Below are 14984 nucleotides of genomic sequence, written 5' to 3' on the forward strand. Positions count from 1 at the left end.
GGGCGTTCGCCGCCTCGGCCTGACCCTTGGCGACGGCGGCGGCCTTCTCGGCGGCGGCCTTGGCCTGCCCCCGGGCGACCGCGGTCGACCGCGCGGCCGCGGCGTTGAGCCGGCCGGCCTCCGCGGCCTTGGCGCGGTCGGCGGCGGCCTTCTGCTGACCGCTCGCCGCGGCGGCCTCCTTCTCGGCCGTCGACTTGGCCTTGCCCCTGGCCGCACCGGCGGCGCGCTCGGCGGCGGCCTTCTGCTGCGACGCGGTCAGGGTGTCGACCTCGTCGGTGCGGGCCGCCAGGGCCGACTTGAGCTCGGCGTTCTCCTTCTCGAGCGCGATCTGCTCGGCGCTCTTGGTGGGTCCGGCGGTGGGTTCCGCCTTGGACGGTGACAGCCAGACGACGGCCGACACGGCGAGCAGGGCGAGGGCGACCGCGAAGGCCGCCAGACGTGCGCGGGGCGAGGCGTGCAGGACGCGGTTCTTGGTGTGCTCAGACATAGGCGAGCGCCTCCAGAGCCAGTAGGGCGAGCGCGATGCCGTAGGGCACCGCGGCGAGCGGGTTCAGGCGTCGTCGGGTCGGGGTCGGTTGCTGGGTGTCCTCGGCGGTGCGGCGTCGCCGGACCTCGGTCTGGACGGCGTGGCCGTCGGCGTCGGGCACCCGGTCCACGAGGTCGACGGGCGCGCCGTCGCCGGCGGACTCGAGCTCGGCCATGAGGTCCTCGTTCTCCGGTCCCCCGCCGTACGCGCCGGACCGGGTGCCCCAGCCGCTGGCGTGCGCCATGCGGACGAAGCCGAGGATCCGGATCGGCATGAGGAAGAACGTGGAGACGATGATGAACACCGGCAGCCGCAGGAAGTCGGACGGCTTCTCGTGCAGGTGGCGGATCTGCCGGATGGACATCGACAGCACGGACGAGACGATCATCAGCGCGACCACCCAGAACCAGCCGCTCAGGCCTGTGTAGGTCTCGAGGATCGCCTCGTACAGGTTGGTCCCCGTGTGCGACACCGACCGGTAGGCCCAGCCGAGGATCGTGCCCAGCAGCAGGAACGGCAGCAGGATGTCCGCGATGAAGAAGACCGCCAGCACGGGCGCGTGGCCGAGCATCCAGGGGAGCATCCGCAGGGTGTTGTACTGGCTGCCGCGTGCCCAGCGGAGCTGCTGCTTGGACAGCTTCTTCACCTTGAGCGGGGCGTCCGTGTAGCAGAGGCTCGAGTACTGGTAGACGGTCCGGTATCCGGCCTTGAGCGTGAGGTTGGTGAGGGTCCGGTCGTCGGAGACCTCGAGGAACACCCCGAGGAACTTCTCGTTCATGAACGCGTCCATGACCTGCATGAGGATCCGGCGCCGGAACGCGATGGTGCGGCCCGGCAGGCACCCGACCTGACCCAGCGCCGACTGCGCCGGCATCGAGTAGAGCGCCCGGGTGTTCTCCAGCCAGTCCGCCCAGCGCGTGATCCAGGAGCGTTCCGGGTCGAGGATGCGCTGCCGGGTGGTCACCCCTCCGACGGCCGGGTCCGCGAACGGCTTGACCAGCTCGGGCAGCGTGCCGTCGGTCCAGACCGTGTCCGAGTCGACCAGCACGGTGATCTCGCCCGTGGACATCCGGGTGCCGATCATCACCGCGTTCCGCTTGCCGGGGATGGGCGTGTGCACCCACCGGACCAGCGGCGCGAACTCGTCGCTGACCTCCTCGAGCGCGGTGTTGACGGCGCCGTTGATGACGACGATGACCTCGTCGGGGTGCTGCGCGACGATCCGCGCGAGGACGGAGCGGAACAGGTCGAGCGGCTCGTCGACGACCGGGATGACGACGCTCGTGGAGACCTCGTACGGGGCGGTCACAGGGCGATAGCGGCGCGAGAGCACGACCTTGAGGATCCAGAGGGCCCAGACGAGCGTGGAGTAGAAAGCAAAGAGATAGATCTCGGACTGTCCGGCGAACATCTCCCGGAGCTGCAGGACGAAGACGAACATGTCAGGTACCCCAAGTGGCCGTGTGCGGGCATGGGAGGGCTGACCGACGTCGTTGACGATGCAGCGAGACGGCAGGGGCGTCGGCCGCTCGGGCCGGGTCTACCTGCTCGTCGAAGGTCGCGGAGTCCACGTTCGACCCGGCACGACGGCTGCGTTACCCCCCAGTACCTTTCGGGGTGGTGATTCCACTGTGCACGCTGCGGGCGACATCACCTAGGGGCCCAGGAAAACTCTGTGTAAACGGATGTCACGGATGTAACGGCCGCCTGGACAGGCGGTGTCAGCCCCGCGCCGTGTGCAGGAGGTCCCGGTACTCGGGGTGCCGTCCGATCCACGCCTTCACGTACGGGCAGAACGCGACGACGTCCCGGCCGCTCGCCCGGACCGCGTCCAGAGCCTCCTTCACGAGGGTCGACGCGATGCCCTGACCCTCGAACTTCGGGTCCACCTCGGTGTGCGTGAAGACCACCGTGGTGCCGATCGTGTCGTACACCGAGAACCCCAGCAGCTCCCCGTCGGGGGAGCGTGCCTCGAACCTGTGCTCCGCGGGAGCGTCGCTGACCTGCACGTCCGTCATGCCTCCGATGGTGGGGCACCGCGAGGCCGGGCGGTAGACCTGGTGACAGACTGGCCACATGCTCCAGCCGTACCGAGACGTCCTGTCGCGCCCCGGTGCCCTGGCGTTCTCCGGTGCAGGCGTGCTGGCCCGGCTGCCCATGTCGATGGTCGGCATCGGCATCGTGCTCATGGTCTCGACGCTCTACGGCTCGTACGGGCTGGCCGGCCGGGTGTCCGCGGTCTACGTCGTCGCGCAGGCGCTCTGCTCACCGCAGCTCGCCCGCCTGGTCGACCGGCACGGGCAGTCGCGGGTCATGCGGCCCGCCGTCGCGATCGCCGCCGTCGGTCTCGTCGGGCTGATCGTCGCCGCGCTCACCACCGCCCCCGAGGCCTGGCTCTACCTCGCGGCCGTGGTGACCGGCGCCGCGATCGGCTCGTTCGGCTCCCTGGTCCGGGCGCGCTGGGCCCGCGTGCTCGGCGACGACGCCCACCGGATGCACACCGCCTACTCGCTGGAGTCGGCGCTCGACGAGCTGGTCTTCATCGTCGGCCCCGTCCTGGCGACCCTCCTGGCCACCGGCGTCGCCCCCGAGGCGGGGCTCATCGTCCCGCTCGTCGCCATGCTCGTCGGCGGCTACTGGTTCCTCTCGCTGGGCCGCACCGAGCCGCCCGCCGCCCCCGTCGGCAGCCCGCGCCCGCGCGGCTCCGTGCTGGCGAAGCCGGGCATGGTCGTGCTGGCGATCGTGTTCGTCGCCATGGGCTCGATCTTCGGCGCCACCGACGTGTCCACCGTGGCCTTCGCCGACGAGTCGGGCTCGAAGGGCTCCGCCGGCATCATCCTGGCGATCTTCGCCCTCGGCTCGCTCATCTCCGGCCTGCTCTACGGCACCCGGCAGTGGAAGCGGCCGCTGCACCTGCGGTTCGCCACCGGGGTCGTCGCGCTGGCCGTCGGCGTCTGCTTCTTCTTCCTCGTGCAGTCGCTCGCCCAGCTCGCGGCCGTCATGTTCGTGGCCGGGTTCGCCATCGCCCCCACGCTCATCAACGGCAACGGGCTGGTGCAGGACCTGGTCCCCCGGGCCCGCCTGACCGAGGGGCTGACCTGGGTGGGCACGTCGCTGGGCGTCGGGGTGTCGGTCGGGTCGTCCATCGCGGGCGCGCAGATCGACGCGCACGGCTCGCACGCCGGGTTCCTCGTGGTGGTCGTCGCCGCCGGGTTCGCGGTGGTCGCGACGCTCGCCGCGTTCCGGACCCTGCGCGGCGACGTCGGCGAGCACGTGCCCGACTCCGTCGAGGCCGGCTCCCCGTCCGCGACCGGCGGGGCGGCCGTCGCCGCGTGCGAGATCGCGGAGTCCGTCGAACCGGCGCGGTCGGTCGGTACCCTCGCGCCGTGATCGACGCCCTGACCTCGCTCGTCGCCCCGCTGGGCACCCTGGCCGAGGCCGAGCTGCTTACCGGCGGCCAGTTCGCGACGACATACCGCGTGACCCTCGCCGACGGCACCCGGGTCGTCGTGAAGACGGCCCCCGTGGGCACCGACCAGCTGCTGGCCTACGAGCACGACCTCCTGCGCGCCGAGGCCCTGGTCTACGGTCTGGCGGCCGACCTGCCCGCCCTGCACATGCCGCGGGTGCTGCTCACCGACTTCTCGCGCACCCTGCTGCCCAGCGACGCGCTCGTGGTCAGCCACCTGCCCGGCGTGCCGCTGCTGGACTCGGGCCTCCCCCAGGACGACCCCCGCACCATGCGCGACGTCGGCGCCGTGCTCGCCGCCCTGCACGCCGTCACCGGTCCGGCGTTCGGGTACCCCTTCGGGCGGCAGGCGTCCACCTGGGCGGCGTCGTTCGGAGCGATGATCGAGGACCTTCTCGACGACGCCGCACGCTGGTCGGTCCCGGTGCCGGCGCTCGAGGTCCGCGCGGCCATGGCTCGGCACGCCGCCGTGCTCGCCGACGTCGTCCGGCCGTCGCTGGTGCACACCGACCTCTGGGCCGGCAACGTGTTCGTCGACCCGGCGTCGGGCGAGGTGGTCGGGATCATCGACCCCGAGCGCGCGTTCTGGGGCGACCCGCTGGCGGACCTGGTCGGAGTCGACCCGATGAGCCGGTCCGTCGGCACGCCCGAGCTGCTGGCCGGGTACGGGCCCGGGCTCGACGTCACCAGCCCGTCCGCCCGCACGCGCCTCGAGCTCTACCGGATGCGGCTCTGCCTCGTGATGCTGATCGAGATCACGCCCCGCAGGTTCGAGGGTGACTGGGTGGAGCCGCACCGCGCGGCCGTGACGGAGAACCTGCACGCGGCGCTGGCGGCCCTGGCCGCCTGACGGGACTCCTCGAGAACGTCACGCCGCCGCGAGAACGTTCTCGCGGCGAACTGACGTTCTCGCCGGCCCTGGCGCCACCGACAAGAGTTCGTTTCTTGACATCACTTGTTTTCGGTGGAACGGTTGATCCATGCTCGACATCACCGTCATCGAGGACCCCGCCGTCGCCGAGGCGGCGCTCGATCCCACCCGCGCACGGCTCCTGGCCGCTCTGGCGAGCCCGGGGTCGGCCACCTCGTTGTCGGGCCCGCTCGGGCTGTCCCGGCAGCAGACCAACTACCACCTGCGCACCCTCGAGAAGCACGGCCTGGTCGTGCTGGTCGAGGAGCGACGCAAGGGCAGCATGACCGAGCGGGTGCTGCAGGCGACCGCCGCGGCGTACGTCATCTCGCCGGTCGCGCTGCCGGCCGTGGCGCCCGACCCCGACTCCCTGCGCGACCAGCTGTCGGCGCAGTGGATGCTCGCGCTCGGCGCGCGGCTGGTCCACGAGGTCGGCTCGCTCATGGTCGGCGCCCAGCAGGCCGGGCAGCGGCTGGCCACCTACGCGGTCGACGGCCAGGTCCGGTTCGCCACGGCTGCCTCGCGCGCCGCGTTCGCCGACGAGCTGTCCGGCCTGCTCGCCGACCTGGTCGACCGGTACGACGCCCCCGCCTCCCCCGAGGGCCGCGAGCACCGGCTCGTCGTCGCCCTGCACCCCGCCCTCAAGACACCCCCCGCGATCACCCCCGACAAGGAGAACTGACATGGCCCGCGAGTTCGAGATCGTCCGCGAGCACGACATCGACGCCCCGGCCCAGGAGGTCTGGGACGCGATCACCGACGGCAACGGCGGCTGGCTGTGGCCGATGGAGTACGAGCCGCGCGTCGGCGGCGTGGCGGCGTTCGGCGGCGTCGTCGCCGCGTGGGACCCGCCGCACCACCTCGCCGGGCGCATGGACGGTGCGGGCGGCTGGTTCAACCAGGTCGAGGAGGTGCTGACCCCGCTCGAGGACGGGCGCACGCACCTGCGCTACGTGCACTCGGGCGTGTTCGTTGACGACTGGCAGAACCAGTACGACGGCGCCGGCGCGCACACCGACTTCTACCTGCACACGCTCGCCGAGTACATCGCGCACTTCAGCCGCCGGTCGGTCACGTACTCCTCGACCGATGCCCCGGCCGCGTCGAACGCCCCCGACGGGTTCACCCGGCTGCTCGACGCGCTCGGCGTGGTCTCCTCGTCGACCGTCGCAGCCCTGCCGGGCGGCCCCACGGAGGTCGTCGTCGACTACGCCACCGAGCACTTCCTCGGTCTGCGGACGGAGTCGGCGCTGATCCGCTTCTTCGGCCGCAACGCCTGGGGCGCTCCGGTGGGCGTCGCGGTGCACGACTTCGCGCCGGGTGCCGACGGCGCCGCGACGACCGCGGCATGGGACGGCTGGCTGGAGAAGGTCTACGCCTGACGAGCTCGGCCTCTCGTCGACGCCGACAGCCGGCCGGCGAGCGCGGTCGTCCGTCGGCGACCGCGGTCGTTCGTCGCCGAGCGCTGTCGTCCGTCGCCGACGGCGGTCCGCAGGCGGCCGCGCTCGACGACCAGGGGTCGCGCTCGGTGGCCGAAGGCCGCGCTGGAGCGAGCGCGGTCGCCTGTCGTCGAGCGCGGCCTCTCGTCGGCGACCGCCGTGGCCCGTCGCCGACGGCGGTCCGCAGACGACCGCGCTCGACGACCAGCGGTCGCGCTCGGTGACCGAAGGCCGCGCCCGGGCGGCCGAGGTCGCCTGTCGTCGAGCGCGGCCTCTCGTCGGCGACCGCCGTGGTCCGTCGCCGGCGGCGGTACCCCGGCGAGCGCGGTCGTTCGTCGGCGACCGCCGTGGTCCGTCGCCGACGGCGGTCCGCAGGCGACCGCGCTCGACGACCAGGAGTCGCGCTCGGTGGCCGGGGACCGCGCTCGACATGCCCGGGCGGTCAGGTCAGGGCACCGGGTGGCGGGAGTCGTAGTCCCAGAACGAGCGCTGCGCCCGGACCAGCACCCACAGGAGCACCACGCACAGGCAGCCGCCGACGACGGCCGCCCAGCCCTCGCCGACCTTCGACGCCGCGCCGCCCAGCAGCGCCTCCCCCAGCCGGGGTCCGCCCGCGACGACGACGATGAACACGCCCTGCAGCCGGCCGCGCATGTCGTCGGGGGTCGCGGTCTGCAGGATGGTCTGCCGGAACACCGAGCTGATCGCGTCCGCCGCACCGGCCACCACGAGCATCAGCACGGCGATCGCGAGGGCGAGCCACAGGACCTGGTCCGGGTGCGACTGCCCGGCGAGCACCAGCACGAGCCCGAACCCGGCGACGGCCAGCCCCCAGACCGTGATCGCGACGGCGATGATCCGGCCCTGCCAACGGATGCGGGTCAGGCCTCCGGAGAACAGCCCGGCGAGGCCGACCCCGACGGCCGCCGACGCCGCCATGACCCCGGTGGTGGTGGCGCCACCGCCGAGGTAGACGAGCCCGACCGCCGGGAACAGCACGCGCGGCGACGACGTGATCATGGCGACCAGGTCGACCGCGAACGTCATGCGCACGTTGCGCTGCGTGCCCAGGTACCGGAAGCCGTCGACCACCGAGGCGAGCCCGGCACGCTCCCGCCGGTTCTCGGAGTGCTCCGGCGGCTGCGGGGGCAGCCGGAACACCGCGGCGAGCGCGGCCGTGAACAGGAGCGCGTCGAGGGTGTAGGCCACGCCGTAGTCGAAGGCGGCGACGAGCGCGGCACCCAGCAGCGGCCCGACGGTGAACGCGACGCTGAACCCGAGCGTCTGCAGGGCGTTCGCGGCGGCCATCAGCTGGGGGTCGAGCAGTCGCGGGATGATCGCCGACCGCGCCGGCGAGTTCACCGCGAACGCGCCCGACTGCACCGCCACCAGCGCGAACAGCACCCACACCTCGGTGTTGCCCAACCACGCCTGCACGGCCAGCCCGATGGTGGCGCCCCACGCCACGAACGACGCGATCAGCGCGACCGTGCGGCGGTCGTAGTGGTCGGAGATCGCGCCGCCGTACAGCCCGAAGAAGACGAGGGGGACCAGAGCGCAGAGCCCGAGGATGCCGACCGACGCGGTCGACCCCGTGAGCGCGTACACCTGCAGCCCCACGGCGACGACGGTCAGCTGCGCGCCGAGGTTGGAGATCGACAGCCCCCACCACAGCCGCCGGAACGCCGGGCTGGCGCGCAGGGGCGTGGTGTCGACGACGAACGAGGGCATCGGGCGAGTTTAGTTGCCCGGGACGCGCGCTTTCCGCCACGTCCACACGCGGACGAGAACGTCACATCGTCGCGAGAACGTCACGATGAACTGCCGTTCTCGCGGCGAAGTGACGTTCTCGTGCAGGGCGGCCAGGCCGGCCGGGGCGGCGCACCAGGGCGGCACCGGTCCGACGGTCGACGTGCGAGGCTGGGTGCGTGAGCGCCCCGCCCGAGCACCTCGTCGTCATGGGGGTGTCCGGCACCGGGAAGTCCACGACGGCCGCGCTCCTGGCCCAGCGGCTGGGCCGGCCGATGATCGAGGGCGACGACCTCCACCCGGCGGCGAACGTCGCGGCCATGCGGGCGGGTCGGGCGCTGACCGACGCCGACCGGATCCCGTGGCTGGAGGCCGTCCGCGACGCCATGACCGAGGCAAGCGGACCCACGGTGGTGACCTGCTCGGCTCTGCGTCGCTCCTACCGCGACATCCTGCGGACGGCGGAGGGAGGCGTGCGGTTCGTGCACCTGGAGGTCCCGGCCGACGAGCTCGCGCGGCGACTGGCCACGCGCACGGGCCACTTCATGCCGGCCACCCTGCTCGCGTCGCAGCTGGCCACCCTCGAGCCGCTGGGGCCCGACGAGGACGGGGTCGACGTCCCGGTCGTCGGCACCCCGGACGCGACCGCCGACGAGGCGCTGCGCCTGCTGGCTCACCAGCCGCGAGAGCCCGGCGACCCCTTGAACGGCCCGACGACGCGGGACGTGATCCAGCCCCCGTAGAACCCGCCGGCCTGCGGCTGCACCTGCTCGCCGTCGACCGTGCAGGTCAGGTCGTCGGCGTACAGCGCGACCCGGTCGACCAGCGCCTCGTACCCGGGCAGCGGCGACGGGTAGGTCCACCCGACCCGGGAGAGCAGCGTGCCGCCGGCCCGCACGGACAGGTAGCCGGCGACGCCCTTGTACTCGCACACCGAGGAACCGACCGCCGGCTCGAGCACGCCCGGCTCGAAGGCGTCGAACGGCAGGTAGTAGACCGGCGGGTGGCTGGTCTCGAGCACCCGGACGGCGTCGGTGGTCGAGGCCACCGGGAGCCCGTCGAGCGTGACGACGACCAGCTCGGCGGTCGGCTCGACGCGCGGCGGCCGCGGGTAGTCCCAGACCGACTCCTGGCCGGGGGCGGCCGGGAGGGGCGTGGGGGTCACGGCCGTCCCGGGCTCGGCTCGTCGTAGGGCTCGCCGACGACGTCGTCGTACTTGGTGGTCGACCCCGACATCACTCCCGACGCGGTGTCGACGGCCTTCTCCCACAGCGCGGCGCCCTGCTGCTTCGCGAACTCGGTCGCCTTGCCCTCGTACTCCTGCACGTACTCCTGCACGCGGGGGTCGTGCCAGACGTCGTTGGCCCAGACCTTGAACTTCTCCAGCTGCCGACGACCTGACGGCGTACCGATCAGGTACGCGGTGCCGACGCCGGCGAGAAACACGACCTTCTTCATGCGCGGTCCTTCCGTCGCTCGTCCGAGTCTTAGAGCCTAGGCACCGATGGGCGTTGTCGCGCGGCAGACCGTTCGGCGCTCACCTCGACAGCGGCGCCAGCAGGTCGAGCGCGATCGCGCGGGCGGCGGCCACCCGGTCCGCGTGGTCGCCCGCGATGGGCAGCGGCGCCTCGGCGCCGACCGTCCCGAGCATGAGCGCCGCGAACAGCAGCGTCGCCCGCAGGGTGGCCTCCGGGGTGGGGTCCTGGCCGGCAATGGCGGCCACGAGGGTGCGGAGCACCCCGATCTGCATGGCACCGAACTCGCTGCGCTCCACCACGGTCGGGTTGGTCTGCCCGAACCGCAGGATGATCCCGCCGTCCGAGTCCAGCAGGGCCAGCAGCCGGTCGACCAGCTGCTCGTCGCGCGCGCGTCCCGGCAGTTCCGCCTGCGCCCACTGCGCCAGCTCCTGGAAGCGCTCGGCATAGCCCGACATCGCGCTGCCGACGATGTCGTCCTTCGTGCGGAAGTGGTAGTACAGCGCGGCCTTGGTCACGCCGACCTCGTCGGCGATCTCGCGCAGCGACGTCTTGTCGTACCCGTTCTCGACGAACCTGCGCATGGCCACCGCCACGATCTGCTCGCGCGTGGCGCTCCCGTCCCGGGGCATCGGTGCTCCTCTTCCTGTGACAGCTCTCAGAAAGCCTACTTGACGGCCGGCAAGTAACCGGGACTACTCTCGAACCCGTTACTAGCCGGTCGACAAGTAAGTGAGATGACCATGACCACCGACACGCTTGCGAGCCCACCGGAGAGCGGCCTGAGCCGACGGCGGCTCGGCCTCATCATGGTCAGCCTGGTGCTGGCGCTCGTCCCGCTGCAGCTCGACGCCCTCGTCGCCGCGACAGCCCTGCCGACGATCGCCGGCGACCTCGGTGGCTTCGAGGACCTCGCCTGGATCACCACCAGCTACCTGCTCGCGATGGCGATCGGCACGATCGTCGCCGGTCGGCTCGGGGACATGTTCGGCCGTCGCCGCCTGCTCCTGACGGCCCTCGTCGCGTTCGGCGTCGGCTCGGTCCTCACCGGGCTCGCGCCGAGCATGGGCGCCCTGGTCGGCGCCCGGACTCTCCAGGGCCTCGGAGCCGGCATGACGCTCACCAGCCTGCTCGCGGTGATCGCCGACGTCGCGCCGCCCGACCGCCGCGCGCGCTACCAGGGAATCCTCGGCGCGATCGCGCCGGTGTCGATGATCGTCGGCCCGTGGGTGGGCGGCGTCATCACCGAGCACCTCAGCTGGCGCTGGATCTTCCTGCTCAACGTGCCGCTCGTGCTCGCCTCGATCGCCGGCGTGCTCGCGTTCGTCCGTCTGCCGGTGCGCCCCCGCGGCGGCCGCGTCGACGTCGCGGGGCTGGCCGCCGTGTCAGTGGCCAGCTCGGGCCTGGTGCTCGCGGCGACCTGGGGCGGTCACCGGTACGGCTGGGGCTCGTGGCAGGTGGTCGGCGCCCTCCTGGTCGCGGCAGCCGCGATCGCGGCGATCGTCGTGGTCGAGCGCCGGGCAGAGCACCCCGTCCTCCCGCTGGACCTGTTCCGCACCCGGTCCGTGGTGCTGTCGTTCGTGGTGCTCGCGCTGGGGATGGGCGCCGTGCTGACGACGGCGATGAACTACCTCCCGGTCTTCCTGCAGCTGGTGCAGGGCCACTCGGCGAGCAACAGCGGCCTGCTGCTGCTCCCGCTGCTGCTGCCCGCGATCGTCGTCGGCGTGCTCACCGGCCGGTTCACGTCGTCGCCGGCGCGGTTCCGGCCCGTCATGGTCGTCGGCACCTCGCTGCTCGTCGCCGCGACCGCCCTGCTGGCCACCATGACCGTCGACACGTCGGGCCTGACCACGGCGGCCTACATGGTGCTGGCCGGGTTCGGCCTGGGGCTGCTGTTCCAGACGCCGCTGGTGCTGGTCCAGAACTCGGTCAGCCGCGGCGAGGTCGGGGCCGCCACCGGCGCGGCGGGCTTCATGCGGATGATCGGCGCGGCCGTGGGCACCGGTGCGCTGGGTGCGCTGTTCTCCAGCACGGTCGCGTCCGCGATGCCGGCGGGCGTCGACGCCGCGTCGCTGACGCCCGAGAATCTCGCGGCGCTGCCCACCGCCGCGCAGTCGGCGGCGCGGACCGCGGTCGCGACGGGGTCGTCGGCACTGTTCTGGGTCGCGGCGGCGCTCGCCGCGATCGCCCTCGTCGCGGCGCTGGCCCTGCCCCGACTCGCGGCCTCGCCGGCTGCCCCGATCGATGGCGCCTCGGCGAGAATCGCGGGATGACCCTGGACGAGGCGGTCGCGGCCGTCGAGGCGACGCTGGACTCCGCGTTCCGGCGGGTCGACCGACGACGCGCACGGGAGGATGGAGGGTCGTTCCTCCTGGTGGTGCTCGACACCAGCGGCGGGCGGGCCGAGGGGCCGGTCGCCAACGGACCGCGCCTGGTCGACAAGCGCAGCGGCGCGGTGGTCAGGCTGACCGTGCCCGACGCGGTCGCCCGGGCCGAGCGGATGGCGCCCGCCCTGCCGTAGGAAGACGCCGCGATCTCCTCGCCCCATCCGGCCTCCGCTCGTCGGCGTGGCACGGTACGTTCACGGCTGTACGGGGCAACCGTCCGGTCGACCGCCGCGGTGACGCGTCGCCGAGAGCGAGGGCGTACCGATGGCCGAGGGACCGGGGACCGGCGTCATGGTCGGCCGTGAGTCGGAGACGGCTGCCCTGCGCTCGCTGGTCGCGGACGCGTCGGCGGGCGTCGGCCGGTCGGTCGTCGTCGTCGGTGAGGCGGGGATCGGCAAGAGCCGGCTCCTGCAGGACATGGTCGACGCGGCGCCGGACGCCCTGGCGCTGCGGTTCTCCGGGTCCGAACCCGAACGACAGCTGAGCTACGCGGCGCTGCACCGGATCCTTCGCCCGCTCGCCGACGAGGTCGCGCGCCTCCCGGCACCGCAGCGGTCGGCCCTGCAGGTCACGTTCGGTGAGACGGCCGGCCCCGCACCGAGCCGCTTCCTGGTCGGGCTCGCGACCCTGACGCTGCTGGGCACGGCGGCCCGCTCCGCCCCCGTGCTCTGTCTCGTCGACGACGCGCACTGGCTGGACCGCGAGTCGCTCGACGCGCTGGCGTTCGTCGCGCGGCGGCTGGAGCGGGAGCGGGTCGCTCTGGTGCTCGCGACGCGCGACGAGCCGGCCGTCCTGGCGGCGGTGGACGGGCTGGACCGCATGGAGCTCGCCGGCCTGACGGCGCCTGCCGCGACCAGCCTGCTCGCCGAGCGAGTGACCGGACGGCTGCACCCGTCCGTCGTGGACAGCATCGTCGAGCACAGCAGCGGCAACCCGCTCGCCGTCCTCGCCATGGCGCAGTCGCTGAGCGCGCCGCAGCGCGCCGGCACCGCGGCGCTGCCCGACCCGTTGCCGCTGACCAGCGGCATCCAGGACTACTTCCTGCGCGCCGTCGAGTCCCTCCCCGCCGCCACGCAGGAGTTCGTCCTCGTCGCGGCGTGCGGCTCGGCCGACGACCCGCAGACCGTGTGGCGCGCGGCGCACCTGCTGGGCCTCACCCCGCAGGACGCGGACCCGGCCACGGAGGCGGAGATCTGCTCGGTCCGGGACGAGGTGCGGTTCAGCCACCCGCTGGTGCGCTCGGCGATCTACGGCGCCGCGGCGCCGCACGCCCGTAGGGCGGCCCATGCCGCCCTCGCCGAGGCGACCGGCCCGACCGATCCCGACCGGCGCGCGTGGCACCTGGCCCAGGCCGCGGGTGCCCCCGACGACGCGGTCGCGGCCGAGCTGGAGCTCTCCGCCGAGCGTGCCCGCCTGCGTGGCGGGTACGCCGCGCAGGCGACCTACCTGCGCCGCTCCGCCGAGCTCACGACGGACCCGTCGATCGCGCTGCGCCGCACGCTGGACGCGGCCGACGCGTACGTCTTGTCCGGGGACCTCGAGCTCGCCGGCGTCCTGGTCGGGCAGAGCATCCCGTCGTCGACGGGTCCGCAGCGGGCCCGGGGGCTGCTGGTCGAGGCCGAGATCGCCATCGCGCGGGCCAGCCCCGCCCACGCCACCGCGGCGCTGATGCAGGCCGTCGCGGACGCGGCACCGGGCGACACCGACTTCATCCGCAACTGCCTGTGCGAGGCGTTGCTGTCCGCCGTCCTGGCCGGTCGCTACCTGAGCGGCACGACCCACCGCGCGGTCGCCGCGGCCACGCTCTCCACCGCCGGCCGGCGCCCCGCCTTCGAGGCCCTCGACCAGCTGTTCGACGCGTTCGCCGTCCGGATCGGCTCGGGGTACGAGGCGGCGGTCCGCCCGATGCGCGCGGCCCTCGACGCGCTGACCCTCGACGCCGGTCACCTCGGACGGAACGCGGTCGGCGCGGTGCTGCTCGCGATGATGGCCTGCGACGAGCTGTGGGACGAGGAGGCCCGCCGGCAGCTGTTCGGGCGGCTCGAGCACCGCCTGCGCCGGGAGGGCGCGCTGGTCGACCTCTCGATCACCCTCTCGTCCGGGGCCGCCGGGCTGGTGCGCGAGGGGCGGTTCGCCGAGGCGACGGTCCTGTACGCCGAGGCCCAGGAGCTCAGCGCGGCGTACGGCCTGCGGAGCGAGGTCCCGTGGGTCCTCCTGTACGCGTGGCAGGGCCGCGCCGCGCAGACGCGCGAGCTGGCCGCCGTCATGCGCGGCCAGCAGAGCCTCGGGCTCTGGACGTCGTTCGGCGCCCACTGCCTGGCGATCCTGGCGCTCGGTCAGCAGGACTACGCGGGCGCGCGCGACCTGCTCACGGAGATCTTCGACGACGACACCCCCGGCTTCTCGACCACGTCGCTGCCCGACCTGGTCGAGGCCGCGGCGCGTGCGGGCGACGACGTGGGGGCGCGGCGTGCCCTGGACCGGCTGACGGACCGGGCAGGTGCAGTCTCGACGCCGGTGGCGGCGGGCCTGCTGGCTCGGTCGCGGGCCTTGCTCGCCGACGACGACCAGGCCGAGGACCTGTTCACCACCGCGCTGGCGCTCCTGCAGCCGACGAACGTCGCCACCGACGTCGCGCGCTGCCACCTGCTCTACGGGGAGTGGCTGCGGCGCTCGGGGCGACGGGTGGACGCCCGCGTGCAGCTGCGCCGGGCGCACGAGATGTTCGCGGGGATGGGCGCCGACGCCTTCGCCGAACGCGCCCGCTCGGCGTTGCTGGCCACCGGGGAACGGGCCACTGCCTCGGTCCGCGAGCCGGGTGACGCGACGCTCACGCCCCAGGAGGCCCGCATCGCCGCCCTCGCGGCCCAGGGGCTGACCAACTCCGAGATCGCGTCGAGCCTGTTCGTGACGGCGTCGACGGTCGAGTTCCACATGACGAAGATCCTGCGCAAGACGGGGGCGACCTCACGCCGCGCGCTGCGCGGCCTCCTGGGGGGCTGACTGGGGTCTTTCCCGGGTGCGGACAT

14 protein-coding genes and 1 pseudogene are annotated in these 14984 nt (G+C 73.4%); 8 read left to right on the forward strand and 7 right to left on the reverse strand.

Features of this window, described 5'->3' with window-relative positions:
• The 3 genes and pseudogenes from AC1DWH_RS10580 to AC1DWH_RS10590 form a co-directional block, all read right to left on the reverse strand.
• Nucleotides 1-487, reverse strand: a pseudogene (locus AC1DWH_RS10580) (glycoside hydrolase family 26 protein); the annotation flags it as partial.
• On the reverse strand, nucleotides 480-1967 hold the full coding sequence (locus AC1DWH_RS10585; protein WP_477093632.1) for a glycosyltransferase family 2 protein: 1488 nt from the start codon (nucleotides 1965-1967) through the stop codon (nucleotides 480-482). The gene AC1DWH_RS10585 and the pseudogene AC1DWH_RS10580, both read right to left, overlap by 8 nt.
• Before the next feature lie 280 nt (nucleotides 1968-2247).
• Nucleotides 2248-2544, reverse strand: a complete 297-nt coding sequence (locus tag AC1DWH_RS10590; RefSeq protein WP_477093633.1) for a GNAT family N-acetyltransferase — start codon at nucleotides 2542-2544, stop codon at nucleotides 2248-2250.
• A gap of 58 nt (nucleotides 2545-2602) precedes the next feature.
• Here AC1DWH_RS10590 and AC1DWH_RS10595 point away from each other — a divergent pair, with 58 nt between their 5' ends.
• From AC1DWH_RS10595 to AC1DWH_RS10610, 4 genes are all read left to right on the forward strand, one after another.
• Nucleotides 2603-3916 (forward strand): MFS transporter, encoded by a 1314-nt coding sequence (locus tag AC1DWH_RS10595; protein ID WP_477093634.1) that lies wholly within the window; start codon nucleotides 2603-2605, stop codon nucleotides 3914-3916.
• The gene (locus tag AC1DWH_RS10600; RefSeq protein ID WP_477093635.1) at nucleotides 3913-4845 is read left to right on the forward strand and encodes a phosphotransferase family protein; all 933 of its coding nucleotides are present in this window, start codon (nucleotides 3913-3915) and stop codon (nucleotides 4843-4845) included. The genes AC1DWH_RS10595 and AC1DWH_RS10600 overlap by 4 nt, the downstream gene beginning before the upstream one ends.
• Before the next feature lie 130 nt (nucleotides 4846-4975).
• Entirely contained in the window at nucleotides 4976-5587 is a 612-nt protein-coding gene (locus AC1DWH_RS10605) for an ArsR/SmtB family transcription factor (protein WP_477093636.1), read from the forward strand.
• A 1-nt stretch (nucleotide 5588) separates the two neighbouring features.
• Entirely contained in the window at nucleotides 5589-6287 is a 699-nt protein-coding gene (locus AC1DWH_RS10610; RefSeq protein WP_477093637.1) for an SRPBCC family protein, read from the forward strand.
• 504 nt (nucleotides 6288-6791) lie between these two features.
• On the opposite strand, the gene AC1DWH_RS10615 is transcribed toward AC1DWH_RS10610, so the two are convergent.
• The gene (locus AC1DWH_RS10615; RefSeq protein WP_477093638.1) at nucleotides 6792-8075 is read right to left on the reverse strand and encodes an MFS transporter; all 1284 of its coding nucleotides are present in this window, start codon (nucleotides 8073-8075) and stop codon (nucleotides 6792-6794) included.
• A 197-nt stretch (nucleotides 8076-8272) separates the two neighbouring features.
• Between AC1DWH_RS10615 and AC1DWH_RS10620 the strand changes: the two genes are divergently transcribed.
• A complete protein-coding gene (locus tag AC1DWH_RS10620; RefSeq protein ID WP_477093639.1) occupies nucleotides 8273-8836 on the forward strand; it encodes a gluconokinase in 564 nt (187 codons plus the stop codon).
• Here AC1DWH_RS10620 and AC1DWH_RS10625 read toward each other — a convergent pair.
• From AC1DWH_RS10625 to AC1DWH_RS10635, 3 genes are all read right to left on the reverse strand, one after another.
• A complete protein-coding gene (locus AC1DWH_RS10625; RefSeq protein WP_477093640.1) occupies nucleotides 8767-9258 on the reverse strand; it encodes a DUF427 domain-containing protein in 492 nt (163 codons plus the stop codon). The two genes, AC1DWH_RS10620 and AC1DWH_RS10625, sit on opposite strands and share 70 nt — an antisense overlap.
• The gene (locus tag AC1DWH_RS10630; protein ID WP_456845746.1) at nucleotides 9255-9551 is read right to left on the reverse strand and encodes a YtxH domain-containing protein; all 297 of its coding nucleotides are present in this window, start codon (nucleotides 9549-9551) and stop codon (nucleotides 9255-9257) included. The genes AC1DWH_RS10625 and AC1DWH_RS10630 overlap by 4 nt, the downstream gene beginning before the upstream one ends.
• A gap of 79 nt (nucleotides 9552-9630) precedes the next feature.
• The gene (locus AC1DWH_RS10635) at nucleotides 9631-10200 is read right to left on the reverse strand and encodes a TetR/AcrR family transcriptional regulator (RefSeq protein ID WP_477093641.1); all 570 of its coding nucleotides are present in this window, start codon (nucleotides 10198-10200) and stop codon (nucleotides 9631-9633) included.
• 111 nt (nucleotides 10201-10311) lie between these two features.
• On the opposite strand from AC1DWH_RS10635, the gene AC1DWH_RS10640 reads away from it, so the two are divergent.
• From AC1DWH_RS10640 to AC1DWH_RS10650, 3 genes are all read left to right on the forward strand, one after another.
• Nucleotides 10312-11841 carry an MFS transporter gene (locus AC1DWH_RS10640; protein ID WP_477093642.1) on the forward strand — a complete coding sequence of 510 codons (1530 nt, stop codon included), beginning with the start codon at nucleotides 10312-10314 and terminating at the stop codon, nucleotides 11839-11841.
• Nucleotides 11838-12089, forward strand: coding sequence for a hypothetical protein (locus AC1DWH_RS10645; protein ID WP_477093643.1), 252 nt, complete (start codon nucleotides 11838-11840; stop codon nucleotides 12087-12089). The genes AC1DWH_RS10640 and AC1DWH_RS10645 overlap by 4 nt, the downstream gene beginning before the upstream one ends.
• Nucleotides 12090-12219: 130 nt before the next feature.
• Complete coding sequence (locus AC1DWH_RS10650; RefSeq protein WP_477093644.1) at nucleotides 12220-14958, forward strand: ATP-binding protein; 2739 nt, start codon at nucleotides 12220-12222, stop codon at nucleotides 14956-14958.
• Nucleotides 14959-14984: the final 26 nt, after the last annotated feature.

It is taken from the genome of Cellulomonas sp. P2_F12 (genome assembly GCF_056403775.1).